Consider the following 26,603-nt stretch of genomic DNA (forward strand, 5'->3'; position numbering starts at 1 on the left):
CTCAGCTCGCCGACCGCAGCCGGGTCAGCACGCCCCGAGTCTGCAGCTCGGCGATGTGCTCGGCGGCCCGCTGCGGTGCGGTCCCACCGTGCACGAGCAGGCCCGCCTCGATGTTGCGGTTGACCCCGGACTGGGTGAGGTTGGCGCTGGACACCAGCAGTACTTTGCGATCGGCGACGGCAATCTTCGCGTGCATCTTGGCGCTGTCCTCGGCCCGGCGCTCGACCGGCCAGTGCCACACCTGCACGCCGGGCAGGCTAGCGAAGGCGGCGGCGGGTTCCGCACCGTTCAATGCGCCGCGGGCCCCGGCCAGGGTCTCGACCACGACGGTCACGGCCACACCCCGCCCGACCGCCGTGGTCAGGGCGGCCAGCAGCGGCGGGTAAGGCTTGGCGGAGTACGTCATGAGCAGCAGTTCGGCGTGGGCCTCCGCGACCAGATCGACCAGCACCTGCGCGGTGGCACGGACCGGCACCGGATGGGTGCTCGGTCCACTCCACACCGACTCGATTCGCACCGCGGCGGACCGCTGCGCGTGCCCGGCGGCCAGGCCACGCAAATAGGCGGCCGCCTCGACACCTGGCAACCCCGAAGCGCGCTGCGCGGCCAGCACCGCCCCGGCCGCCTCGGCGAAACCGGGGACCGGGACGGCGTGGCGAACGGACTGCTCGGGCGAGCCGTCACCGAGGCGGTCGGCCAGCACCCGCAGGTGTCCCGGCCCGAGCCGGTTCACCGCGGCCTCGGCCGCCGCCTCGAACGCCGGACGCCAGCTCATGGCAGCTCAGGGAAGAGCGCCAGCTCCGGCTTGCCGATCGGTACGACGAACCGCCGGTCCAGGAACCGGTTGCCGCGTTCGCAGGTCGTTTCCGACACGAACAGGCAGACGTGGCAGGCGGCTCCGTGCAGGAAGTCCGCCGGGTCCTGGGGCAGCCGTTCCGCGCAGAGCGGGTCCGACGAGCAGTGCAGGGCGTCGGACAGCGCCCGCCGGGTGAGCCGTACCAGCGAGTCGTGCTCGGCCAGCGACACCAGCCCACCAAGAGTGCCCTCGGCGTCCGGTACGGCGGTGTAGATGAGGATGCCGGCGCGCTGCGGGTCAGCCTCGGTCCCGGAGTAGATCCGTTCGGAGAGACTCGCCGAGCTGTATCCGCATTCGAGGGAGATGGTGCGGATCAGCAGGTGGGACAGGGTGTGCAAGGCGATGTAGCGCTCCCCCGGCCAGAGGTGCATCGGGTCGAACGGTCCGGCGATCCGGCCGGAGTAGCGGTTCTTGCGGAACCGGGCGTACGCGTCCCGGTGTTCCTGCATGACCTCGGTGTACTCGATCCGCTGCTCCCAGGCGGCGAGCAGGTCCTCCGGCAGGCGCAGGAAGATGCCCTCGCCGCGTACCTCGCTGGCCGGCACCCAGGTCGCCGCCCCCTTGGACAGCGACGCGCGGGTGACGAGGTCGGGGTCTTCCGGGTCGGGCGAGTCAAGTCGAGTGAAGCCGACCAGTGCGCGGACCTCCCGCAGCCGTTCGGCCTGGATCACGTCGGCGTAGACGTTCTTCAGCTCACCAGGCACCCCGTCGGAGTCACGGCGGAGGGTGAAGTCGTCCGTGGCCGGCGGTAGGTGGCCGGCGGAGAAGATTTCCCACTCCGGCGTACGCAGGTCGGGGTAGCCCTTCTCCTCCTCGTCGCCCTTGGCACCGGTGCGGTGCCGCTCGATCGCCGCCCAGATCTCCTGGTCGCTCCACCGTTCCAACTCGCGGAATGCCGGCACGACCGTCCGCAGGTACGGCAGCATGTCCACGTTAGGAACGCCCTCCAGTGCGGCCCAGTGCTGTTCCACCTTGACCTGGAGTTCGCTGGCCCCGGTGCGCGGCACGGCCAGAGCGGAGAGGGTCTGCGCGAACCACTGATTGGACGCGCCGACGACCAGGAGCTTCAGCTCGGCACCGCCGCAGCCCTTCGGGTCAAAGTCGCCGAGGTGCGGCCGACGGCCACGGCAGCGGGGAAGCTTCTCCGCGCCGCGCGGACCGAGGACCTCCTTCATGTTGCGGCGGGCACCGCAGGGGGCGCACTTGATCTCGACGTTGGCGCCCAGGTTGCCGCCGCGGTCGTCCATCTTCAGCTTGGGATGGCTGGCGTTGGGGCAGCCACCGCCCTGGTGGACGAAGTGTGCGTACGGGAAGTCGTCGAGGTGGCCTTCGGTGCAGGCGAGCACGAACCGGGCACCCACCGCCATCGGTTTACGCCCGGACTTTTTGCGGCTGCACACGGTGTGGAAGAAGCGGGCCTCGTGCGGTTTACGTGGCTTGGAGTTCTCGAAGCCGAAGACATTCGAGTCGATCGGCGCCAGATCGTCGCAGGCGGTGCAGCGCAGCCAGCCGGGGAATGGCGTGATCGGCACACCGACGCGGCCGGCCGGGCCGGTCGGATCTCGGTCGGTGCCATCCAGCCACGGTGCCGGACGCAGTTCCTTGACCGAACGCAACCCCAGGGCCCGCACGGCGGCGAGCAGTCGAGGTTCCACGATCTCCTCCCAGTCGGGCACGACCGAGTAGTTCCAGTCGTCGAGGCCTCGGACCAGAACGGAGAAATTGGGCAGGTCGACGATCGAGCCGACCCCGGTGGTGAACATCAGGTGGCTGGGGCGGACGGCGCCGACCCGCCGGAAGTAGTTGGCGGCCATCAGTTGCCCTTGCCCTTCCCGGTCAGCGTCGATTCGCCCAGCTCATCCCCGTCGGGCAGATCTTCGGCCCGTTTGCTGTCGGTCTGCGGACCGAAGGACCACTCCGGCGTCCCGTACTGCGGGTTGAAGATTTCCCCGCCGGCGGGCAGCACCAGGTTGATCTCGTTCTCGGTCTCCCGCATGGACTGCCCGACCGTCAGGCCGGTCCACCGCCCGCCACCGGCCACGGTCAGCAGACCATCCAGCTTCTGCTGCTTGAACGTCCCCTCCGAGTAGCCGAGTCGGGACGAGCCGGTCTTCTTCTTGTTCCAATCGTCGCGGAGCCGGTTGATCCGCTCCTGTAGGTACTCGCGCCCGCGCGTCCCACTGATCGCCTCGGCGCGGGCCAGCAGCCGGTCGATGACCCGCTGCACCTCCGGGCCGTCGAGCGGCACGTCGTGGGCATCGGTGTTGCGGGAGAAGCTGTCCTCGCCGTTGCGCACGGCCGCGACGAGGGTCGCGGTGGTGCCCCGATCCAGCGCCCGTCGGGTGTACGGGGTGACCGAGAGCGCCTCCACCTGACGGTAGAAGGTGGCGTGGTAATACTCGAAGTCCTCGTAGTGAGCCAGGTCCCGCGGCCTGGTCCAGTTGTAGAGGGTGACCACCAGACCGGGCCGCTTCGCGTCGCGGCCGACCCGGGAGGAGGCCTGGATGTACTCGGCGGTGTTCTTCGGCTGCCCGGTGACGACCATCAGGCCGAAGCGGGACACGTCGACGCCGACCTGGAGCATCGAGGTGGCGAGCACCGCGTCGACCGGTACCCGGTTCTCGTCCTGCCGTTGGTAGAAGCTCTGGGTGACCGGGTGCAGCGACAGCTTCGGGTTCGACGCGGTCTTGGCCTTGAACGCGTCCCGCATGTCCTCCAGCACGGCCCGCCGTCGGGCAGTGGTGTCGAGCTCCGGGTCGAAGCCGTTCTCCAGCCGCTTGAGCACCTCGCTGATGTCGGCGGAGGAGACCCGGGAGGTGAGTTCCTGCACGTTGAGCATCTGCGTGCCGGCGATCCGGTCGGAGAGGCCCTTGCGCCGGCCGTGGCTGCGGACGCGGGTGGTGACCTGGTCGTCGAGGAGACGGCGCATGCCGGCCAGTTCGCGGGTGGCGCTGAAGTAGCCGACGCTGGTCATGTACGGGTCGGCCGGCTGCCCGTACGTGTCGAAGAGGGTCTGCCCGGCGATGAGCAGGATCTCCGAGACGCGGATTTCCGCCGACTTCATCCGGACCCCGTGCGCGCAGATGCCCAGGTAGCGGCGACCGGGGTTCTGCACGGTGACCGGCACCTGCCGGCTGAAGAACGTGTCGGTGATGTCGATGACCGGTGGCGGGAAGACGGCGAGCTGTCGGCCGAAGACGCCGAGCACCTGCTCCCGGGCCCGCTTGGTGGTCGCCGTGGACGCCACGATCTTCGGCCCGGCCTCACGGCCGCCCGGCAGCGACCAGGTGCAGAGCTGGTCGACGGCCGCCTCGAACAGGCCGACGATGGTGCCGAGCGCACCGGAGATGAGGTGCAGCTCGTCCTGGATGATCAGGTCCGGCGGGCGCAGCCGGACGACCGGCTCGCTGGTGACAGCCGGCAGTTTGCCCTTCTTGTTGTGCCGGGCACCGCAACCGGTCTTCGCGTCGAGGTCGTCGTGCCGGTAGCCGTGTCGAGGGCAGCGCTCCCGGACCCGGCCGAAGAGCATCCCAGCGAAGCCTCGCCAGGGCAGCTGGGCGAGCTTGTCGACGGTAGCGATGACCAGGCTGGGGGCGTACCGGTAGATCTCCTCGTCGATGGTGAGGATCGGCAGGCCCTCGGTGGAGCGGGTGCGAGAGAACGGGCAGGCCTCCGCGCCTTCAGCCTCGGGGCAAAAGACCAGGACCCGCCGCTCGTCCTCGCGGACGGTCAGGTCACGCTCGGCGCGCAGCTTCGACCCGCACCACGGGCAGCTCAACGTCTGCAGGACGTTGGTGAACTTGCCGCTGCCGGCCTCACGCGCCTCTGCGATCTGCTCGGAGGCTTCGGTGAACCAGTTCGGCGACACCCCGCCACCGACCCAGAGCCCGATCCGGAATGGCTCCGCACCCCAGGTCTGCTCCGCCTGCCGACGCAGCACCTCGGCGGCGCAGACCAGGGCGGCGGCCCGCTGGAACTGCTGCGCGGTGAGCAGCCGCAGCGTGTACCGCATCAGCACGGCCACACCGCCCGCGCCGCTACGGGCGTCCGCACCGGCACCGACCGCCCCCTGGAGACGGCGGATCGCGAAGGTGAAGGCGGTCAGCCCGAGGTAGGCCTCCGTCTTGCCACCACCGGTGGGGAAGAAGAGCAGGTCGACGGTCGCGTCCCGGTCGGCGGCCCGCTCCGGATGCGCCGGGTCGGTGATCGACGGCAGATTCAGCAGTACGAACGCGAGCTGGAACGGCCGCCAAGAGGCAGTTGCGGCGCCGCGTGCGTCGATGGCAGCCTTGGCATCGGCGTACGACAGGTTCTGCTCCTCGCGGAGCCGGGCAACCTCGCTGTGTCGACGTTGCAGCGCCATCGCCTCGTTGGCGAAACGGAAGGCGGCGATGGCGTCGGCGTGCTTCTCGGTCTCCGGATCGGTGAGCAGCGCGATGCCAGCCCGGATCCGCTCGGCCGCGCGGCGCGCGTTGAATACGGCGGTCACGGCGGCTGGACGCAGCGGCTCCGGCAGGCCAGGAATCTTGGCTTCCTCGTCATCCAGCCAGTCCTCGTACCCATCGGCCAGTGGCGCGAGCCGGGTTCGCAGCCGGTCGATGTCAGCGGTGGCGAGGGCGTCCATGGACAGTTCCACGCCGGCCAGGCCGCTGTCCTTGCCAACCTGAGCGACGGTCGCCGGCACATTGTGGGTGGGCAGCCAGATGGTCGCGAGCTGATACGCGCACCGCTCGTCCTCACGCACCGACGGGTGGACGGCGACGTTGCGGCCGGAGGCGTAGCGGCGCTGCGACCGGTAGAGCAGTCGCAGGTGCGTCTCCTCCAGGTCGTCACCGACGCCCTGCACCCCGTCCAGCGGGTCGTCGATCGGCAGGAAGACGGCGGCGGCACCATCCAGCGCGGTCACGGTGAGGGCGGCCTGGAACAACCAGGTCGTGTCGCCGTTGCTGGTCGCTTCCTTCTGGGTATTTATTAGCGCGAGCTGCACCACCCGGCGGCCGTCGCGCGGCCGGACCTCGACAGCCAGGTGCACGCCCGGCTCGTCCTCGTCCGACACCGTCAGCGGCATTCGGTAGGACGACTCGCTGTCGAGGCGCACCTCCTTGCGGTACGACACCGGCTCGCGGTACCAGACCCGGCGCTTCTTGCCCTTCTCGTCCTCGGACTCGCGCAGGTCGTAGCGGCCCCACTCGGCGGTCACGGTCAGCACGTCGACGTCGCCGGGGACGGCGAAGGACAGGCCCATGGACGAGGCCCACATCTTGCCCAGGTTCTGCGGGGCGACGACCTCCGGCAGCTCGGCCTCCGCGCCGTCCCCCTGGACGGCGGCGTCCACGTCCGCCACCTCGGCCGCCTCGCGGCGGTCGGAGCGCGGACGCTGCTTCGGACCGAGCATGCCGACGAGGTAGCGCTCGCGCGGGCCCATCGCCCCGGGCCGGAACTCCTCGTGCTCCCCGTCCCACGGGCCGAGCAGATCCCGACTGATCAGCTCCTCCAGCTCGTCGCGCACCTGGTATGACGTCGCCTCGGGGAACGCCTGCGGTACGTCGAGTGACGGGACCAGCGCGGCTTGGTTGGCGTCGTCGCTACCAGTCAGGGAAAGTGCCTGCTGCTCGCCGCGCGGATGGGGGAAAAGGCCACCCTGTACGTCGACCATCAGAACAACGTCCCTTCGGTGGACTTCCCCTTGCGGCCCGCCTTTTTGTCGTGCAGGCCCTTTGCGTTCTCTTCGGCGTAGCGCTGGTGGTTCAGCTCCAGCAGCCGGTCGAGGATCTCGCGCTGGACGGCAGGGCCGATGGTGTAGCGGGTGTAGGCGCCGGCCGTGTGAAAGCCGTGGTCTAGGCCTTCCGCCACCAGATCGTCCCAGTCGTACGCGCGGCACACCGCCACGTCGATGTCGCGGTGGATGCGCCGCAGCTCCACGATGTCCTCGTCCTGGCAGGCCTGGTCGAAGACGAGGTTGTACGTGGCCGTCAGGCCGGCCTGCCGACCGAGCATTACGTCCCGGCGATGCGTGTCGAGCCGGCCGCCGAGCATCCGCAGCTCGGGCGTCAGCTCCGGCAATGCGAACGTCTCGAACACGTCCGACGGCGAATAGTTGACCCGCGTCTCCAGTGTCGACCCATGGCTGACCGCCCACCAGTAGTGCGGCGCGCTCGATAGCAACGCCAACATCGCCGTATCGTCCGTTGCGAAAACTGCCAACTTATGCGCGAAAACCTGTCCGGTGGGCACCATCACCGGCATGACCGCCTTGCTCACGAGCGTGATCGCAACCACCCGCTCCAGCCCCACTATTGCGGCACGGAGCCCAGGCGCCAACTTCTCGTATTGCCACCACTTCTGGCGAGTAGCCCGCTTAGATTCAGGAAGCTTGTCCCGCGATGGCTTCACGAGCCTTCGAAGCCGGTCCAAACAATCCGGATAGAGTGACGCAGCCTCAAACGAGCTGCCCTGAAAGTCAATGATCCAGCGACTCGCGGACAAATCGGGGCGCGAATTTAGGTCTTGCCCATTGAGGTACCGGAAGACAACCTCACCATTACGCGGGCTCGATGCAAGCAGTTCCGCTGCTTCATCGTCGGACATTGCGAAGCCAATTCCGTTTACGAGATTTCCGATATACGCAATCCCGGCACTGGCGGCTAGCCGCTCCGCTCGACCGGATACCCGCGAAATCGGTTCTAGTGAGGTAGTGATCCCAGGAACAACCACTCCATCGGCGACACAGCTAGCCCCGGGGCCGAGCAATCTTCGACTCGTCCACACAGCACAGAACTCGAGCGCGGCCGAGCTGGACGGCCAGGGCCTGCTCTTAATCGATTTTCGGATCTCTACCTTGCCCGCCGCAATCTGATCGAGGCCAACCTCGCGGGTGTCGCCTTGAGCCAGGGTGTTAGTGGCAATCAATCCAGTCTGCCCGCTCCGATTGAGCAGGTCGTGCGCCCGGAGCAGGAAGTAGGCGACCAGGTCGGCGTTTCCCTTCACACCCCGTCCAACCGCGGAGACGAGGTACTCGCGGTAGGCCGAACCCAGCGGGCCGCTGATCTTTTTTCCGCCGAGGAACGGCGGGTTGCCGATGATGGCATCGAAGCCACCTTGCGCAAAGACCTCGGGAAACTCCAGGGGCCAGTGCAGCGGCTCCCGGTCGAACGCGCCGGCCGGTCGATCGAGAGCCAGCCACGACCGGGCCTGCGCGACAAGCGGTTCCGGGTCACCGTCGCGGACCAGGCGTTGGGCCAGGCCGCCGACCCGCTCTGCGGCGCTGCGCGGATCCTGGCCGCGCTTCATTGAGGCGAGCGATGCACCGACGACCAGGTCGGCATAGACGTCGGCTCGTCGCCGCAGCACGCGCACTTGGTCGAGGAGCCGCCGCTTCTCTGCCAGGTTCTCCAAGTTGTCTGGCAATGCGGCGAGTCGCCGCCGCAGGCCAAGCGCCTGGGACAGGTCCCGATCGAGGCGCAGGTCATGGCCGGCTTGCCCGGGCAGCGTCACCACATTGCCGATGCCGAGCAGCGAGTCCCCGGCGACAAGCCGGTCGTCAAGGAAGGTGAATGGGCGCTGCGAGTCCATGGAGACCAGCCAAAGCGACAGCTTGGCCATCTCCACGGCCATCGGGTTGATGTCGACGCCGTAGAGGCAGTGCTCGATGACCTGGCGCCGCGCCTCCACCACTAGTGGGTCCTCGTCTGTGTCCACCGGCCGGTCGACCCCACGCTGCCGGTAGGCAAGCGCTCGACCGTCCCCCTCCCGGGACCACGCCTCGATCAGGTGGCCGGCCAGGTAGCGAGCCGCAGCGACCAGGAATGCCGCCGATCCCATGGCGATGTCGGCGACCTTGAGGGAGAGGATCTCCTTGCTGGACTTCGGCTTCCACTGCGACTTGTCGGCCGTCTGCAACGGCCCCGGTTCGTAGACCAACGGCTCCAGCGCCCCCTCGACCACCTCTTCAGCAAGGAAGCGCGGCGTGTAGTGGGTACCGGTGTTGCGGCGCAGCGCCGACTCGGTGACGAAGAGCGCACCGGGCAGGATCACCACGGGCAGACCCCGCAGGTCCTCACGGATGACCGCGGTGAACGGCAGCAGCCGCTCGGATAGCGGGTAGTCGCCGCCGGTCACCGCGAGCAGCTTCTTGCGGGCCTCCTCGCGCTCCACCCCTTCGAGCGGTGCCAGCCGCTTGGTCAGCGCCGCAACCGAGCCGATCTTCGAGTCCTTGTACTTCTCGGCGAGCGCCTTGGCCAGCGCCGGCACGTCGGACGCCCGCTCGGCCAGAGCCTCCAGGTCGACGAGCGCGACCTCCTCCTCCAGCCCTTCCTTGCCGACCAGCCCGACCGTCACGTCCTCGGCCCGGAAGCCCTCGAAAGAGAGCAGGCCCTCGTAGACGTACCCGATCTGCTCGACGTCGAGGGCGCGGAAGCTGATCGTGCGGCGCTCCCGGGACCGACCGGTGCCGATCTCGACGTACTGCACGGCGCGGAGCATGTGCAGCACGGTCCGGTCGTCGATGGTCAGCGGCAGCCACGGGGCGGCCTCCGGGTCGAAGAGCGAACCATCGTGGCCGTGCATGGTAAGCCGGGGGTGGTCAACGCCGCGGTAGACGGCGTTGAAGAGGGCGAGCAGCCGGTGCCAGGCTGCCGAGCTGTGCTCCAGGTCCTCCTCGCTGCCCTCGATGACCCGCTGCTCAAGCTCGGCGCAGAGCCGCCCCGCCGAGTACGCCTTCACATACAGCTCGTTGTCGGCGGGGAGCAGCTTGCGCTCCTCGGCGAAGAGCAGGAAGACGATCCGCATCATGACGGAGACAGCGCCCCGGTAGACGTCGTGCGCGTCAACGTCCTGGAGGCCGCGCCCGCCAAGCTCCCGGTCCCGGACGTCGGTGCGACCCATCGCGGCCACCAGCAGTTCGACGGCCTGACGGACCTGGACGCCGAGCGCTTCGGTGATCTCCTCCTGGCTGCCGAGGCTGGCTCGCAGCAGCGGCACCAGCCGCTCGGTATCGGGGACGCCGAAAAACCGGTGCCGGGACAGTAGCGAGGTGAACGCGCGAACCACGTCGCGCTCGGCGGCCTCGGGCCACGCCACCGCGTCGAAGACGGCCGTGGTGGTGACGCCGCCGCGCGGTGCCCAGACCAGCGTCCACCAGCGGCCGTCGGTGACCAGGCCCAGCTCGATGTTGTGGTGCCGGCACAGGTTGGCGAGCCGGTCGACCGGGGTCGCCGCCCAAGCGGAATCACGAATCCGGGCGGTCGGCTGGCTGCCGGCCGGACAGATCATGCCCAGCATCCGTACGGTGTCGGGCTTGATCTCCTCGCCCGGCTCGACGAGCGCAAACGACGGGCGCAGTTCGGTGTCGTGCTCGGCAACGGTGTGCGCGAGCGCGTCGAGGCCCTCGGTGTGCAGGGTGTCGCCCCAGCCGAGCAGGTCACCAAGCACGTACCCGATCCAGGGCTGCTGGCCCTCGGCGGTGTCGGCCTGCCAGGTGGCGTGCTCCTGGCGCAGCCGCTCGCGGGTCTTCTTGTCGAGCGCATCGAGGGTCGGCCAGGTGGCGCGGAGCACCGGCAGGCTGAGGAACGGACCGCTGACCTCGACGAGGCTCAGCCAGTTGCGGTGCTGCTCGGCGCCGTCGGGGGCGGGACGTCGGAAGGTACGGCTCATCGGATGGCCTCCCGCTTCGGCACGACGAAGACCACGGCCACCGGGAACCGGTGCGGCTTCGGGTCTTCGTAGCGGGCCGCGACGGCCGCGAGTTCGCGGTCGCGCTCGACTTCCAGGGCCGACAAGCGTTCCTCCCAGGATTGGCGATCCTTGCGGTACTGCGCGAGTTCTTCCTTGCTCTTCGCTGCGACGGCGACGCTGAACAGCGCGTCCTCGGCGTCGTCGTCGGCGAGGGCGCCGCGCAGGGTGGTGGCAAACTGGTCGAGGTTGTCGATGATGCGCTGCTGCTCGGCAGCCTGTCGCTGGTCGAGCTTGCGCTTCAGGGACTCATGGCGGGTGGCGGTGCGCCAGTCGATGGCGGCGAGCAGGCCGTCGGCGACGCGGGGCCAACGCTCGGCGAGCCGGGCCTCAACCAGGCCGGAGGCCACGCTGCCGGTGGTGATCGCCCGGTCGAGGATGCCGCCGAGGGTGCCGAGGTTGTCCAGCCGGCGGAACCGGCCGTGCTCGGGTGCCCAGCCGCCGGCGTAGAGGACCTCCTCGTGCAGCCGCACACCATCGGCGCCGACCAGCACGAACCGGGAGTACGCCCCGACCAGCACGTCCTCCAGCGCCGGGTCGTCGCTGACCACCGCGGTGACCCGGTGCAGCCCGATGTCCGGGTTGGAGACGGCGGCGCGCAGCAGCCGGGTCGACATGGCTACGAGGGGGTGGTTCAGGTGGGCGAGCACGATCTCGTCCTGCCCCTTCGCCAGCGCCGGCTCGAAGGTGACCGGCAGTTGTCGGGGCGGCTCGTCATCGCTCTGCAGTTTTGCCGTCAGCCCGACGGCAGCCCGTTGCCAGGAACCGGTCAGCGGCGGAACGGTGTAGAGGCCGTCGACCAGGTGCCGGTCGTCGATGTGTCGCTTCAGCGGCTGTTGGCGGGCCAGTTCGAGCGCGGTGTCGACCACTCGTTTGACGGCCGGCGGTGTGATGCCAAGTTCCTCGACGGTCTTGTCCAGCTCCGCCCGGAGCTTGACGACCTGCTCACGCAGGTTGGCCTCGGCCGGCAGGCTGCGAGTGCTCTTGCCCTTGCCCGCCTTGTCGATGTCCACGTCGACATGCTCGCCGAGCATCCGGCGCTGCACGGCGTCGGCGAGCACGGCGTTGACCGAACCGAGGTCCGCCTCCATCCGCGCCACCTTGGTGGCGATCCGGGACAGGAACTCCAGGTCCGCCTCGTAGGAGTCGACGGCCTTGCCGAAGCCGCTGCCCACGAAATGCTTGATCTCGGGGGCGGTCGTCTGGCCGTACCGGTCGACCCGACCGATCCGCTGCTCCAGCTTGTTGGGGTTGAACGGGATGTCGTAGTTGACCAGCCGGTGGCAGTACTTCTGCAGGTCGATGCCCTCGCTGGCGGCGTCGGTGGCGAGCAGGATGCGCACCGGCTGCTTCGTCGGGTCGGCCTGGAATGCCAGCCGCAGTTGCTCGCGCTCCTCGGCGGGGGTGCCGCCGTGCAGCAGCACGAGCCCCTGCCCGGCCAGCCCTTCCTGGCGGAGCAGTTCGGCCAGCCAGATCTGGGTGTCGCGATACTCGGTGAAGACCACCACGCGCTCGTTGGTCCAGTGCCGGCCATCCGGCTTGCAGACCGCGCTGAGATAGGTGATCAGCTCCTTGGCCTTGGCGTCCGGCAGCGCTTCCTTCGCCTCGGCCCACTGGAACATCTTCTCCAGCAGGGCCATCTCGTCGGCGGTGGCGTCGGGCTGCATGGCCCGGGACCGGCCGAGCGCGTCGTCCTCGGCCTCGGCGAGTTGGTCGTCGGCGTAGGTGGCGACGTCGTCGAAGAAGTCCTCCATCCACTCCGGCACGTCGTCATTGGCCGGCAGGACGGCGGGCGCCTTGCGGCTGCGCATGGTTTCCAGGTAGACGCCGACGGTGTGTGCGAACGCGGCGGGGCTCGAGAAGAGCCGCTTCTTGAGCAGCAGCGTCACCAGGTCCGTCGCTTTGCGTCCCCGCTGGGAGTGCAGCCGCTTACGTCGCAGCTCGGCGAACTCGGTGAGCAGGGCGTGGATCTGCCGCTCGCTATCCGGGTAGGTGACCGGGATAGCGGTGGCGACCCGCTCCACGAAGCGAGGCTTGCCGTCGGCGTCGGTGACGTCGCGCTTGAGCCGGCGGACGACCGTGTCCCGCACCGCCGACTGGTCCGGCTCGACACCCCGGGCGAACCGCTGGTTGTCGAGGATCTCCAGCAGCGCGGTGAAGGACGCCTGGTAGCCGTTGTGCGGGGTGGCGGAGAGGAACAGCCGGTGAGTGAAGTGCGGCGCGAGCCGGCGGATCAGCTTGGTCTGCTGCGAGTCGATCGCGTAGACCTGCTTGGGGGCTGCCGGGGCGACGTGGTGCGCCTCGTCGAGGATCAGCAGGTCGAAGGTACGCGGGTAGGTGGGGCCGTCGGCGGGAATCACCTCGTCGAGCAGGCGCTGCGCCTTCTGCCCGCGTAGCCACGGCAGGCTGATGATGCTCAGCGGGTAGACCTCGAACGGGTTCGCCGCCGAGCCGTGGGTCCGGCGGACCGTGGCGCAGCGTTCGGCGTCGATGATGGTGAAGTCGAGGCCGAACTTCTCGGCCATCTCGTCGCGCCACTTGAGGGTCAGACCCGCCGGGCAAACGATCATGATGCGCCGAGCCCGCTGGCGCAGCAGCAGCTCCTGGGCGACCAGGCCAGCTTCGATGGTCTTACCCAAACCGACGTCGTCGGCGAGGAGCAGGTTGACCCGGGGCGCGTCGACCGCACGGGCGACAGGTTCGAGCTGGTAGTCCTCGATCGCGACACCGGAGCGGAACGGAGACTGCAACGTCTTGACGTCGGCGGAGGTGACTGCCGACCACCGCACGGCGTCGAGGAACGCGGCCAGGCGCTGCGGCGAGTCGAACTTGCCCCCGGTGACGTCGGGTAGTGAGCCGCTCGGCAGCACCTGACGCCCCGGCTCGACCTCCCAGATGACGTCAAGCGTGTGGCCGTAGCGGCCATCCTCGACGCTCTGCAGGCTGACCAGGCTGCTGTGCTCGCCCTCCTGCACGTCGCTGACCACCCACCGTTGGCCGCGTACCGCGACCAGCGCGCCGATCGCCGGCTTCGCCGTCGTCACACTCGGCATCGTTCCCCCATGTTGGTTCGCCCCACTCGAATCCGACCCGCACCGTACGCCCCGTGCTGACTGGGTTACAGTCCGCCGAAAGGCTTGTTTGTTCACTTCACAGGACAGTGCGGGGCGGCCAAACGATCATCCCCGGAACCGTCCCGTGAATAGGACTACCTAGCTCGTCAGATGCACGACATCGACAGGTCAGGCCGTCCGGGTTGCCCGGAAGAGCAACAGCTCCACCAACTCAGGCGTCCACCGCTCCCCCGACTTCGACAGTTGGGCTGCCGACCGGCAGACAAACGTCCGGTAAATCTGATAGCGGTAATCCGACCAGCGCGGCCCCGTCCAGAGCCAGCGGGCCGAGCGACTGGTCGCCGCGTACGGCTCGTCGGCCCGCCGTTGCCAGAAAGCTCGCATCTGCAGCGCCAGCCGCGCATCCAGGATCAGAGCCCGGCCTCGCGCGTTGTCCGTCCTGCTGGCGAAGTAGAGGAACTTCGTGAAGAAGGCTGGCCCAAACTCGGAGAGCCGTCCTGCGTCCAACATCAGCCCGTAGGCACCCCGGGCACCCTGCTGGTCGAGGGCATCCACCGCGGCAGCCAGCCGCTTCTCGATCTCGCTCGTCGACAGCCCCGCCGAGCCTCCCTTGCCCTCCAAAACCCAGAGCAGTCGGGTCGGGCCAAACCCACGGCTACCCCAACCCCAGGCAAAGGACGTGACCAGAAGCGGCAGCCACAGCCCGCTCTCGCGGCACCGGCGCGCCACATCCGCTACCTCGCCTCGACTCAGCGAGATAGGAGCGGAGGTATCGGTAGCGAAGGGCAGCCATTGTTCGAACTTCACCCAACGCGACGGCACTATGGCAATCGAGTGACCGCTGACCAGTTCTTCGGGGCTGCGGTACCCACCAGTGAACTGGGATTCCCACGCGTGGCGCTGCTGGCTGAGCCAGGCTTGCTCCTCGACCGTGAGGCCGCCCTCGATCACGCCCGTGTCGTACGCCGATGCGTCGCCCGGCAGCATCGTTCGGTAATCCCAGGGCGGCGTCGTGGGGTCGTTCGGGTCCGCAGTCACAGTGCATCGCCATTCGGGCGCAGGGTGCCGACGGCGAGTCCGTCCGCGGTGAGTCGCACCAACTCAGCGCTGAGCGAACTCACCTCCGCGACAGCTGACTCGAACGCGAGGAGGCGCCGGAACGCTTCCCCGTGTGCCCGTTGCTCATCAAGTGGCAGCCGCCTGATCTGCGCCCGGCGGACGTCGACCCGTGAACCAGACAGGCTGGTCGTCTGCTTGTCGTTGGCCGAGTTGCGCAGCTGCCCGGCCATGAACCACGGATCCAGCGCGGCCGGGTTGGGACGCAGCAGGTAGAGGTGGGCACCGAGGAGCGTCCCATCGGCGGTGATCACCCGTGCGATCAGTTGCCGCGCCGCCACCGGCACGACCACGTCCCCCGCCATCAGCGGCACGCGTTCCAGCAGCGTGCCGTCGTCGTGCCCGGACGCGTCGACCCCTGCCACGACATCCCGGCCGGTGAGCACGAGTGAGGCTTGCCCGTTAGCTGCGAAGTCACCCTCCGCCTTGCCGGATCCAGACCGGATAGGGCCGATCACCTGGAGGGCACCGGTGCGGGCCAGCTCGGCGACCGTCAGGCTGCCGGACACCGACGCTTCTGGCGGTGTTGCCGTGACCTGAGGCAGCAGCGCCGGCAGCTCGCCGACGATGGCGGCCAGTCGTTCTCTGGTGCGTACCAGATGCTCTCCGGAAGCCTCGCCCACGACGGCCGGTTGCCGGCGCGCGGGGGTGAGGTCGACCTCCTCGTCGAGCAGCTCGATGACCGGGACCGCGCGGGCGAACCCGGCCTCCTCGACATCGCCGTCCGGGGCGGCGGCGAACGCCCGCCACGCGGCCAGCACACGCGGCGCGGTGTCGGTCAGGTCGCCGCCTGCGGCGTCGATCAGCAGCGCCCGCGCCGGTGGCGGCGCGTCGGTCGCGGCGCGTCGCAGCACCCACAGGTGCAGAGGTACGCCGTGCGGCGCTGCCACGCCCGGCGGCAGCGCGATGACGGCGCGCAGGTGGCCTCGGCGCAGCAGTTCGCTGCGGATCCGTTTGCCGGCACGGCGGCTGGCGACAGTGGGTGGCATCAGCAGGACGGCGTGCCCGCCGACCCGCAGGTGGGCGAGAGCGTGTTGCGCCCAGGCCAGCTCGGGTTCGGTACGGGGTGTGGTGCCGACGATCCAGCGGGGGTCGTGGCCGAGTTCCTCGTCGCCCCAGTTGGTGGCGCCGAACGGCGGGTGGCAGACGACGGCGTCGACGGCACGGCCGGCGAAGGCGTCGGCACGCAGTGAGTCACCGGTGCTGACTTCTCCGGGTACGTCGTGCAGGGCCAGCCACAGTCCGGCGAGCCGGGCGAGGTCCTCGTCGAGTTCCTGCCCATAGACGGAGGTGCTGCCGGCGCGGACGGCAGCTCGCAGGATGGCGCCGGAGCCGGCGGCCGGGTCGAGCACTGCGCCGCCGCCGACGTTGGCGAGCCCGATCATCAGGTCGGCGAGGTCGTCGGGGGTGGCGAAGGGGCGGCCGGGGCCCGGTGCCGAGAACCGCTGCCACAGCTCGTCGAACGCGCCCTGCGGGCCCAGCTCGTCGGCGAGGGCGTCGACGTCGGGCAGTAGCGGTGCTAGCTGCGCGTCGAGGTTGCCGCTCCGGGCGCCGCGTTGGCGGGCCAGCAGCAGGGCGCCGACTGCGGCGAGGCCGCCGGCCGGGGAGTCGCTGGCCGCGGCGAGGTGTCGCCAGAGCCGGTCGGAGGTGGCGAGCTCGGGGAGCTTGCCCTGGGTGCGTAACCACTGCTCGACCTGGATCAGGTCGAACTCGGGGCTCGCCGTCGTCCCGCCCACCGGGGTGGGGAAGTCGGTGTGCCGTTTACGCCAGTTGCTGACCGCAGCGCGACCGACGCCGGCGAGCCGGGCGATCTCCGCTGCCGTGATGGTCGGGTTCTCCTGCACGCCGAAAGTCTCGCACATCTGTCAAGCACGAGATTGTCTGTTGACACGGTTGTCGGACGATGCTCTTATTGACCCCGCAACGTTCACATCTGGAGGACAACGATGCGCAAGACCACGACTCTCGCTCTGCTCGCCACCGGCCTCATCGCCCTGGGCTGCGGCTCCGGTGCCGCCGACAAGTCCACGAGTTCCAGCGCTGACGACAAGCCCGCGAGCTCCGCGGGCAGCGACAAGGGTGAGGACGCCCCGGCGAAGACCGCGAAGGTCGGCCAGGCGGCCCGCGACGGCAAGTTCGAGTTCACGGTGAAGTCGTCCAAGTGCGGCGTCGCCAAGATCGGCACCGACGTGATCGGCGCTAAGGCGCAGGGCCAGTTCTGCCTGGTCACGGTCAACGTGAAGAACATCGGCAAGGAAGCGCAGATGTTCGACGGCAGCAGCCAGAAGGCGTACGCGGCCGACGGCACCGAGTACTCGGCCGACTCCGGCGCGGCGATCTACGCGAACAAGAACGCCGAGACGTTCCTCAACGACATCAACCCCGGCAACCAGGTCAACGGCGTCGTGGTCTTCGACATCCCGAAGAACGTCAAGCTCACCAAGCTCGAGCTGCACGACTCGATGTTCTCCGGCGGCGTCACCGTCGCTCTCGGCTGACCTCTTCCCCGTGATCCGGGGCGGGTCTGAAGGATCCGCCCCGGCTGTTCACAGCCCAGCAGTTCACAAAGGAGCCTCGTGATGACCAACCCGACCACTCCAGATCCGAACGGAGATCCCCCGAGGCCCGACCCGACCGCCGACACCTCGGTCAACGGCCCTGAGGATGCCGCCTCCCCGGCGAGCACAGCACCGAGCCGGAGGCGCTACCTGATCGCGGCGTCGGTAACGGCGATCCTGCTGGCAGCGGCGACAGGCATTTGGTTCTTCATGCAGCGCGATTCACCGTTGGAGGCCGCTCGAGAAGTCTGCGGTGCCGGCAGGACCGACTGGGCGATGCTGGGCGACGAGGGTAGGTCCCTGACGCTGCGGAGCGTCGGTGCCGAGCGAACCGGCCTCAAGCTCGAACAGTTGCAGTGCTACTTGACCGAGCTGAAAGTGCCCGATGCCGTCATTGCGGAGATCGAAGGCACGCGCGCGCTGGACGGGCGCCAGTCCGGCGAGTGGGACGACATGCGTGCCTCCTGGATCTATCACCCGGACGACGGCCTTCAGATGATCATCACCTTCGCGGACTGACGCGTCCTTCAGCCCAGCCCTTGATCCAGTTACGTCATCAGGTCCACAACGCTCCTTCGGCAGATCCGCCGACATCTCCTTGCTCTTCACCGCCGTCCGGCACTCGGCCGTACTGCTGCCCTCCCGCGTTTCGGAGACGACCATGGCCCTCCCCCACCCGCACGGCAATCCCCGCTGCTCGCCGGGGACCGTCCACCTGCGTCGAGCCGTCCACGTCACCGGCGCCCTGCTCACCATCACCATGCTGGCGACGATGCTCACCGGCTGCGGTGAGGAGAAGGCCGCCACCGCCACGCCTGCGAGCGCCTCCCCGAGCCTGTCCGCCTCCCCCAGCACGTCACCGACTCCGACGCCCCCGCCTGACCGGGACGGGGACGGTGTCCCCGACCCCAGCGACACCTATCCCGACGATCCGAAGAACACGCCGCAGCAGCCTCCGATCAACCTTGAGTGCGACACGGGCAACGACTGGAATGCCCTGCTGACGGTTCAACCCGGCAAGGACGGCCGGCCGGACTTCAGCGAGGTGTGGGCGGCAAAGCCGACGTCCTGCGACGCCCAGGCCGAGGTCTATCCCGTGACCGACACCGAGAATGCCGCGCTGAAAATGTCCAAGTACGACGACACGCACATCACGACCCTGTACGAGATGTGTGCCGCCGTGGACCCGAAGGACGTGTATCTCGAGGCGGGCTTTGCCGCCAGCAGCGAGCAGATCCCAGAGATCAACGCGGCTCTCCTGCTCTGCCCCACCTACCCGTACGCGAAGAAGTGGCGCGAGACGGTGAAGCGCGGGCAGGTCGACGCGGACCTGGAAGCCCAGGGTCGGATCTTCGGCGAGGGCACGTTCCGCGTCGGTAAGGAGATCAAGCCTGGCACCTACGTCACCACTGACGTCGACGGCTGCTACTGGGAACGGCAGAACAGCTCTGGCGACACGATCGCCAACTACTTCACCCACAGCGCCCGGCGAGTGCAGGTGACCATTCACTCCTCCGACTACGCCTTTAGCTCGGAGAACTGCGGCGAGTGGCGCCCCGCGCGCTGAGCCAAAGCACCGATTTCCACCGCTCACCCCGGGCGGGCCGACGAGCCGTCGACCCGCGGACACCACACGCCTGGAGACGACCATGAACGAGCCGCCCACCGCGCCCCTGATCGAGCTGATCTTCGACCGGCTCGCCGCCGACGACGCCGTGCCGACCGAGACCGCCGAACTGGTCCTCGCCGCACTGACCAGCGAGGACGACCTGACCGCCGCCCTCGCCGGCACTCCCACCCGGCTCGACCCCCGCGCCTCGACTGGCGATGGTCCAGCGGATCGGATCTGGTTGAAGTCGGTGACCGTCGCCGGGTTCCGTGGCGTCGGCCCGGAACGTACCGTTCAGATCGGCCCCGGTCCGGGTTTCACCCTGGTCGTCGGCCGCAACGGCTCCGGCAAGTCCAGCTTCGCCGAGGCCGCCGAGCTCGCCCTCACCGGTGACAGCGCCCGGTGGGCCGACAAGACGAGCGTCTGGCGTACGGGGTGGCGCAACCTGCACCACCCGGACCCGTGCTGGGTGGGTGTGGAGCTGCGCGTCGACGGGGTGGCCACGCCGACCCGGGTGAACCGTGCCTGGCCGGCCGGGGCCGAGCTGACTGACGCCGAGGTGACGGTCACCAGCGCCCAGGGCCGGCACGCCAGCCTCTCCGAGCTGGGTCTGGCTCGTGCGCTGGAGCTGTACCGGCCATTCCTCACCGCTGCTGAGCTGGGCAAGCTCGCTGCCGGCACGCAGAGTCAGCTCTTCGACGCGCTCTTCGCGATCCTCGGGCTGGACGCGCTCACCGACGCCGACCAGCGTCTGCTGCGCGCCGCCAGGCCGCACGACACGACCATCAAGGAGGTACGCGGACAGCGCACCGCCCTGGTCGGCACGCTCGACGGGATCGCTGACGACCGGGCCCGGCGGACCGCCGCGCTGCTGCGCGGTCGGGGCGCGGTCGACCTGGCCGCGGTGACGGCGATCCTCGACGAGCCGGACGAGGCGACCAACGACCAAGCGGTGCTGCTCTGTCGGGAGCTCGCCGCCCTCGCCCCGCCGCCGGTGGACGAGGTGACCCGGTTGGCCGGTCAGCTGCGGGACGCGGCGGTCGAGGCCCAGCGGTACGACGGTGGCCGGTCCCGGGCGGCGTTGCGCAGCGCCGAACTGCTGCGCCTCGCGCTCGAACACCACGACGATCAGGGCGACGGGTCGTGCCCGGTCTGCGCCACCGGCACCCTCGACGGTGGGTGGCATGCCGCCGCCGCGCAGTCGCTCACCGAGCTGCGGCAGCGCAGCGTCGCCGCCCAGACGGCGACGACCCGGTTGACGGCTCTGCTGCGGCAGACGCACCACCTGATCGACGACCTCGCGGTGCCCGAGGGGCCGGGGTCGGAGGTGTCGGTCGGGGCGCTGCGCGATGCCGTGGCCGTGCTGCGGCGCGTACCCGGGGAGCCGGCCGACCTGGCCGACCACCTGGCCGCGCGTTACCCGGCGGTGGTGGCGGCGGCGGACGCGGCCCGTGCGTACGCCGAGGGGTTTCTGCGGCAGCGCGACACCGGCTGGCGGGCGGCGGCGGCCGACGTGCGCGAGTGGGTGGCCGCCACTGGCGGGGTGCCGGAGCGGGAGGCGGCCCTGGCCCGGTTGAAGGCGGCGCGCGCCTGGCTGAAGGACACCGGCGGGAAGATCCGCAACGAGCGGGTCGCGCCGTTCGCCGGGCACTCGCAGCGGATCTGGGCCCAACTGCGGCAGGAGAGCAACGTCGAGCTGGGCTCGATGACCCTGGAAGGCGCGAACACCCGGCGGCGGGTCGTCTTCCCGGTCAGCGTGGACGGCGCCGACAACGGCACCGCGCTGGGCGTGATGAGCCAGGGTGAGATGCAGGCGCTCGGGCTGGCTACGTTCCTGCCGCGCAGCTGCGCCCCGGAGAGCCCGTTCCGGTTCATCGTGGTCGACGATCCGGTGCAGAGCATGGATCCCTCGAAGGTGGAGGGTCTCGCCCGGGTCCTCGCGGAGTTGGCCGAGGAGCGGCAGGTGGTGGTCTTCACCCACGACACGCGTCTGCCCGACGCGGTCACCCGGCTCGGTCTGGGCAACGCCCGCATCATCGAGGTGCACCGTGCGGAGAAGTCGGTGGTGACGCTGCGGCCCGGCTCCGACCCGGTGACCCGCTACCTGGACGACGCGTCCGCGTTGGCGCACAGCAAGGAGATCCCCGCCGAGGTACGTGGGCCGGTGGTCGCGGAGTTGTGCCGCTCGGCGCTGGAGGCGGCCTGCCATCGGGTGGTCTGGCGGAACCGGGTGGTGCGGGGCGTCCCGCACGCCGACATCGAGAACGTGATCGAGGCGGCGTCGCGACGGCTGGCGACCATCGTCGCGTTGGCGTTGTTCGATGACGCCGAGAAGGGCGGCGACGTGCTCGGCTGGCTCGGCCGCCGGCATGGACGACGGGCGGTGAACGCGTACCAGGCGTGTCGGGAGGGTGTGCACGGGGCGTACCTGGCGGACCTGCCCGGGCTGGTCGCGGACGCCCGCTTCCTCGCGGCGGCGCTGTCGTGACCGCGCCGACGCCGCAGCGCTGCCTGGCGGCGGCCGATCAGCTGCTGCGCGGCACCGGTCTGCTCGGTGCCAGTGCGGTGACCGGCGGCTGGTGGCCGCGGGCCTGCGCCTGCCTGATCCGGCTCGCCCTCGAAGGCGGCATCGACACCTACTGGCGGCGGGTGAAGCCGACCGTGGCGGCGTGCCGGCAGGGCCGCGCGAAGCAGTTGATGCTGCGTGGCCGGCTCGGTCCGGGCACCGAGACCGCCCGCCGGGTGGCGTTCACCTGGGCGACGCTCTCCGCCGCCACGCACCACCACTGTTACGAGCTGGCCCCCACGGCGGCGGAGCTGCGTCGCCTGCACACCGAGGTGAGCACCCTGCTCGCGCGCCTCCAAGCGAACGCCAACAGCACGTCCTGACCCCCCGAACAAATGACTCAACCAAAAGGGATATCGCCTTGTCCTACCAGCCCGGATACGACCCGACCCGTCCGCAGCCGCCCATCTCGGCCGTTCCCGCCAGCCCTTACCCGCCGGTCCACTACCACCCCCTGCCTCAGGTGGTGGTGCAGGCCCTGCCCTCGTCCGGCACCGCCACCGCGTCGATGGTCCTCGGCATTCTCGGCGTCCTCGGTGGCTGGTGCCTGTTCGGGATACCGTGCGTCCTCGCGGTCATCCTCGGCCACGTCGGGCTCCACGAGACGCGCAACGGCACGAAGTCCGGACGGGGGATGGCCGTGACGGGCCTGATCCTCGGTTACGTCTTCGTCGGCCCGATGATCGCGCTCACGGTCATGGTCTTCTTCGGCGGTGTGATCGGCGCCGCGACCCCGACGCCGACACCGAGCCCGTGAGCACAACAGCCGCCGGTCGCCGCGGCGCCCAGACCCGCTCGCACCGTGTGCTCGGTCTGTTCAGCCACTCGCGTCTGGACACTACGCGCGGTGAGGTGCCGCTCCGGTTGAGCCGGGGTGGCCACATTGACACCTACTGTGATGCTCCCGTTATCGATCATGAAGGATGTGAGATGGCGCCTGAAGCCGAGGGATCCGAGAACGAGCTCTCCATACCCGTTGACCACGATGCCCTCAATGGACCGGTTCCGGAAAAAGCCGTGCCCGGGCAACGGATCCTCGACCTCCTGGACAAGGCGATCGCCATCCAGAGCCCACTGGTGCAGAAGAACATCGCCCGGGCCCGCCAGCGCAACCCAGAAGCGACACCAGCAGAGGTGATCCGCAATCTGGAACGCATGTACGTCAGCGCCTTGACCGGGACGGGTGCTGCGGTTGGAGGAGCTGCAGCGGCGCCCGGCGTGGGCACGGGCATCGCACTGGCACTGTCGGCCGGCGAGGTTCTCTCATCTCTTGAGCTGAGCGCCCTCTTCGCGCTCTCGATCGCCGAAGTCCACGGAGTCCGCATCGACGAGGTCGAGCGCCGCCGGACGATCGTGATGGGGATCATGCTGGGCGGATCCGGCTCCGCCACCATCACCAAGGTCGCCGAGCGGACGGGGCAACACTGGGGACGTCAGGTCGTCGCCAAGGTGCCTATCGAGACGTTGCGTCAGATCAACAAGATCTTGGGGCGGCACTTCATCACGAAGTACGGAACCAAGCAGGGGATCATCGTTCTCGGTCGAGTGGCACCCTTCGGCATCGGCGCGGTGATTGGTGGCGGCGCCAACGCTGCCCTCGCCACTCTGGCCGTGCGGGCCGGTCGTCGCGCGTTTGGCCCACCTCCCCCGTCCTGGCCGTGACTGAAGCGCAGCGCACCGCGAACGTGGTGGAGATCCTGCTGCCAACTCGTCAAGGGACGTCTGGGCGAGCAGGTCAACGCGACAGGTCCGGTGGCTTATGGTGAGAAACCGGGCGCCCGGTGGGCGGGTGTCCGGTCCGGGCCGTGGGATTCACGCTGTTCAGCCGGAGGGTGGACCGATGACCGAGCACACCCGCGGCGTCGACGACTGCTGAGATGGACTGGGCCGGATGGGCGTTGTTCGGGTTGGTCGCCACCGCGGCGCTCACCGCGGCGATGATCACCGCTCAACTGGTCGGCCTCACTCGGCTCGATTTTCCCCTGGTGCTCGGGGCGTTAGTCACCGAGGATCCCGATCGGGCCCGGGTCGTCGGGTTCTTCCTCCATCTCTGCGCCGGTCAGGGTTTCGCCCTGGGTTACGCGGCCGCGTTCGCGCTGTTGCACCGCGCCAACTGGTGGATCGGTGCGCTGTTCGGGATTGTGCACGTCGGGGTCGCGCTGACGGTGATTCTGCCGCTGCTTCCAGGTGTCCACCCGCGGATGGCCTCGCAACGGGCGGGGCCGGCCAGCAGGGCGGTGTTGGAGCCGCCCGGGCTGTTCGCAATCAACTACGGCATCCAAACCCCCCTGGTCACGGCTGTCGTGCACGTCATCTACGGGGCCTGTCTCGGGCTGCTCCTCCAGGCCAGGTGACCCGCGCCCGACTGTTGTCCCCGCCCGGCGCACCTGTTCGCCAGTGCGGCTCGGCAAGGAGCGATCTCCATGACTGATGGGCCACCGATCAGCGACTACGGTCTGCTGGGTGACACGCGTACCGCCGCCCTGGTCGCGAGTGACGGCGGAATGGACTGGCTCTGCGTACCACGCTTTGACGGCGATCCCCTGTTCGGCCGGCTGGTCGGGGGCCCGGATGCCGGGACGTTCCGAGTCGGCCCGGCCCGGCCGGCCACGGTCGTCGACCGACGTTACCGGCAGCACACCGCCACCCTGGAGACCACCTGGGCGGTGGGCAGCGGCCGGCTGTGCCTCACGGAGGCGATGGTGGCGGAGGTCAGCGGTTGCCTGCTGCCGACGACACTGATCGTGCGACGGCTGTCGGCCGAGCAGGCAGCGGTCGACGCGGTGGTGGAGTTCGATCCCCGCCTTGGCGCACGGCACCTCCGGCCCCGAGTCCACCACCGGCACCAGGCGGTCGTGTGTGAGTGGGGGGCGCTTGCGGTCGCGCTGCACAGCACGCCCACGTTCAGAATCGAACCGGGTCAGCCCACCTCGATCACGGTCAGGCCAGGCTGTCCGGTCACCCTCGTGCTGGCCGTGGCCCACCGCGAACCGGTGATCCACGTCGAGCCGACGGCCGCCTGGGAAGTGCTCGTCGAAGACGAGGCCCGCTGGCGGGCCTGGACCGCGGAAATCGACGAGCGGCTACCTTTCCGGGAACACGTCGCACGAAGTTTGCTCACCTTGCGGCTGCTGACCTACTCGCCCTCGGGAGCGCCCGTGGCCGCACCCACCATGTCATTGCCCGAGGATCCCGGCGGGGGACGTAACTGGGACTACCGCTATGTCTGGCCCCGTGACGCCAGCATCGGCGTCAGCGCCTTCCTCAGCGTCGGCAAGGCCGACGAGGCTCGCGGTTTCCTCGCGTGGCTGCTGCACGCCAGCCGGTTGCAACGGCCACGCCTGCCGGCGCTTCTCACAGTGCATGGCAGGCACGTACCAGCGGAACGAGAACTATCCGGTTGGCCCGGCTACCTCGCGAGCCTTCCGGTACGGATGGGCAACGGTGCCGCCGGTCAACACCAACTCGACGGTTACGGCTGGGTGATCGACGCCGCCTGGGCGTTCGCTCAGGCCGGACACCGCCTCTACACCGAGACGTGGCGGGCAGTGCGCGGTTTCGCCGACGTGGTCGCCGGTTGTTGGCAGCAGCCCGATGCCGGTATCTGGGAGGTACGGGAGCCCGACCAACACGTCCATTCCAAGCTCATGGGCTGGCTCGCCCTGGACCGCGCCCTGGCCATTGCCGACACGCACCCCCTGTCGAACCGTCAACGTCGACGCTGGCAGAAAGCCCGAGATGCCATCGCCGCCGAGGTCCAGACGCGCGGTTTCGACCCGACGGCGGCCAGCTACGTCCGCAGCTACGGCTCCCAGGATCTCGACGCGGCTCTGCTCGTCCTGCCGCTGCTCGACATGGACCCGGCCGAGTCACCCCGGGTACGCGGCACCATCGACGCCATCCGGGACAGGCTGTCCGCCGGTGGTCCACTGCTCTACCGCTACCCGCCCGGACGTGACGGCCTCCCCGGCACCGAGAACGCGTTCCTGCCCTGCTCGTTCTGGCTCGTTCAGGCCCTTGCCCGCACCGGGCGTCGCCGCGAGGCCGTCGAGCTGTTCCAGTCCATGCTTGACCACGCCAGCCCACTCGACCTCTACGGCGAAGAGATGAACCCCGCGACGGGTGCCCACCTCGGCAACTACCCCCAGACTCTGACTCACGCCGCGCTCATCCAAGCCGCACTCGCCATCCGAGACGCCCCCACGTACGGGTAGGGTCCCAAACATGACGATTCCCCACCTAACGGCAGCCGACGGCACCACCCTGCCGGCGATCGGGCTCGGCACGTACCAACTGAACGGCTCGGCCGGAGTCGACGCGATCGGGCAGGCGATCCGGGCGGGTTACCGGTTGCTCGACTCGGCCTTCAACTACGAGAACGAGGGCGCGGTTGGCCGGGCCGCTCGTGCGGCCGGCGACGTACGCGACGAGCTGATCGTCACGTCGAAGCTGCCGGGGCGGCACCACAGCTACGACGAGGCGCTGACCACCATCGAGGAGAGTGTCTTCCGCACCGGCCTCGACCGGGTCGACCTGTACCTGATCCACTGGCCGAACCCAAGGGTCGACCTGTACGTGCAGGCGTGGCGGGCGCTGATCGAGGCGCGTGAGCGGGGCCTGGTCACACACATCGGCCTGTCCAACTTCCTGCCTGAGCACATCGACCGGCTGGTGGCCGAGACCGGGGTTCCCCCGGTGGTCAACCAGATCGAGGTTCATCCGTACTTCCCGCAGCAGGACGCGCTCGACTACCACCGGGAGCACGGGATCCTCGTGCAGGCCTGGAGCCCGCTCGGGCACGGCAACGACCTGCAGCAGCACCCCGTCATCGTGGAGATCGCGACCACCCACGGCATCAGCCCGGCGCAGACCATCCTCGCCTGGCACGTGGCCCGCCAGGTGATCCCGTTGCCCAAGGCCGCCTCCCCGCAGCGGCAGATCGAGAATCTGGACGTCTTCGGCATCAAGCTGACCGACGCGGAGGTCGAGGCCATCACCGCGCTGGGCCGCCCGGACGGGCGGCTCGCGGACCAGGACCCGGCGGTGTACGAGGAGTTCTGACCGTCTCGGCCCGCAGACTGTCGCCGGGTCGGGA

17 protein-coding genes are annotated in these 26,603 nt (G+C 69.4%); 10 read left to right on the plus strand and 7 right to left on the minus strand.

What is annotated here, in order from left to right:
• Position 1: 1 nt before the first annotated feature.
• From drmC to JOD64_RS01830, 7 genes are all read right to left on the minus strand, one after another.
• Positions 2–775 (minus strand): DISARM system phospholipase D-like protein DrmC, encoded by a 774-nt coding sequence (drmC, locus tag JOD64_RS01800; RefSeq protein ID WP_204940570.1) that lies wholly within the window; start codon positions 773–775, stop codon positions 2–4.
• On the minus strand, positions 772–2,670 hold the full coding sequence (drmB, locus tag JOD64_RS01805) for an MrfA Zn-binding domain-containing protein (protein WP_204940571.1): 1,899 nt from the start codon (positions 2,668–2,670) through the stop codon (positions 772–774). The genes drmC and drmB overlap by 4 nt, the downstream gene beginning before the upstream one ends.
• Positions 2,670–6,512 carry a DISARM system helicase DrmA gene (drmA, locus tag JOD64_RS01810; RefSeq protein WP_204940572.1) on the minus strand — a complete coding sequence of 1,281 codons (3,843 nt, stop codon included), beginning with the start codon at positions 6,510–6,512 and terminating at the stop codon, positions 2,670–2,672. The genes drmB and drmA overlap by 1 nt, the downstream gene beginning before the upstream one ends.
• Complete coding sequence (locus JOD64_RS01815; protein WP_204940573.1) at positions 6,512–10,408, minus strand: Eco57I restriction-modification methylase domain-containing protein; 3,897 nt, start codon at positions 10,406–10,408, stop codon at positions 6,512–6,514. The genes drmA and JOD64_RS01815 overlap by 1 nt, the downstream gene beginning before the upstream one ends.
• A gap of 95 nt (positions 10,409–10,503) precedes the next feature.
• Positions 10,504–13,629 (minus strand): DISARM system SNF2-like helicase DrmD, encoded by a 3,126-nt coding sequence (drmD, locus tag JOD64_RS01820; protein ID WP_204940574.1) that lies wholly within the window; start codon positions 13,627–13,629, stop codon positions 10,504–10,506.
• Positions 13,630–13,827: 198 nt separating this feature from the next.
• Positions 13,828–14,697 (minus strand): 8-oxoguanine DNA glycosylase OGG fold protein, encoded by an 870-nt coding sequence (locus JOD64_RS01825; protein WP_204940575.1) that lies wholly within the window; start codon positions 14,695–14,697, stop codon positions 13,828–13,830.
• Complete coding sequence (locus tag JOD64_RS01830; protein ID WP_204940576.1) at positions 14,694–16,619, minus strand: N-6 DNA methylase; 1,926 nt, start codon at positions 16,617–16,619, stop codon at positions 14,694–14,696. The genes JOD64_RS01825 and JOD64_RS01830 overlap by 4 nt, the downstream gene beginning before the upstream one ends.
• 102 nt (positions 16,620–16,721) lie before the next feature.
• Here JOD64_RS01830 and JOD64_RS01835 point away from each other — a divergent pair, with 102 nt between their 5' ends.
• The 10 genes from JOD64_RS01835 (at position 16,722) to JOD64_RS01880 (ending at position 26,569) form a co-directional block, all read left to right on the plus strand.
• Complete coding sequence (locus JOD64_RS01835; RefSeq protein WP_204940577.1) at positions 16,722–17,273, plus strand: DUF4352 domain-containing protein; 552 nt, start codon at positions 16,722–16,724, stop codon at positions 17,271–17,273.
• Between the two features lie 81 nt (positions 17,274–17,354).
• Positions 17,355–17,852 (plus strand): flagellar basal body-associated FliL family protein, encoded by a 498-nt coding sequence (locus JOD64_RS01840; RefSeq protein WP_204940578.1) that lies wholly within the window; start codon positions 17,355–17,357, stop codon positions 17,850–17,852.
• A 142-nt stretch (positions 17,853–17,994) separates the two neighbouring features.
• A complete protein-coding gene (locus JOD64_RS01845; protein ID WP_204940579.1) occupies positions 17,995–18,900 on the plus strand; it encodes an Rv1352/Rv1906c domain-containing protein in 906 nt (301 codons plus the stop codon).
• Between the two features lie 82 nt (positions 18,901–18,982).
• Positions 18,983–21,430, plus strand: a complete 2,448-nt coding sequence (locus JOD64_RS01850; protein WP_204940580.1) for an AAA family ATPase — start codon at positions 18,983–18,985, stop codon at positions 21,428–21,430.
• Positions 21,427–21,831, plus strand: a complete 405-nt coding sequence (locus tag JOD64_RS01855; protein WP_204940581.1) for a hypothetical protein — start codon at positions 21,427–21,429, stop codon at positions 21,829–21,831. Before JOD64_RS01850 ends, JOD64_RS01855 begins: the two co-directional genes overlap by 4 nt.
• Before the next feature lie 38 nt (positions 21,832–21,869).
• Positions 21,870–22,265: a DUF4190 domain-containing protein gene (locus JOD64_RS01860; RefSeq protein ID WP_204940582.1), complete on the plus strand. Its 396-nt coding sequence runs from the start codon at positions 21,870–21,872 to the stop codon at positions 22,263–22,265.
• Positions 22,266–22,438: 173 nt separating this feature from the next.
• Complete coding sequence (locus JOD64_RS01865; protein ID WP_204940583.1) at positions 22,439–23,170, plus strand: hypothetical protein; 732 nt, start codon at positions 22,439–22,441, stop codon at positions 23,168–23,170.
• Between the two features lie 215 nt (positions 23,171–23,385).
• Positions 23,386–23,862: a hypothetical protein gene (locus JOD64_RS01870; RefSeq protein ID WP_204940584.1), complete on the plus strand. Its 477-nt coding sequence runs from the start codon at positions 23,386–23,388 to the stop codon at positions 23,860–23,862.
• Between the two features lie 69 nt (positions 23,863–23,931).
• Entirely contained in the window at positions 23,932–25,722 is a 1,791-nt protein-coding gene (locus JOD64_RS01875; protein WP_204940585.1) for a glycoside hydrolase family 15 protein, read from the plus strand.
• Between the two features lie 10 nt (positions 25,723–25,732).
• The gene (locus tag JOD64_RS01880) at positions 25,733–26,569 is read left to right on the plus strand and encodes an aldo/keto reductase (protein ID WP_204940586.1); all 837 of its coding nucleotides are present in this window, start codon (positions 25,733–25,735) and stop codon (positions 26,567–26,569) included.
• The last annotated feature ends 34 nt before the right edge of the window (positions 26,570–26,603 follow it).

This window comes from Micromonospora luteifusca (assembly GCF_016907275.1).
In the GTDB taxonomy this organism is placed as follows: domain Bacteria; phylum Actinomycetota; class Actinomycetes; order Mycobacteriales; family Micromonosporaceae; genus Micromonospora; species Micromonospora luteifusca.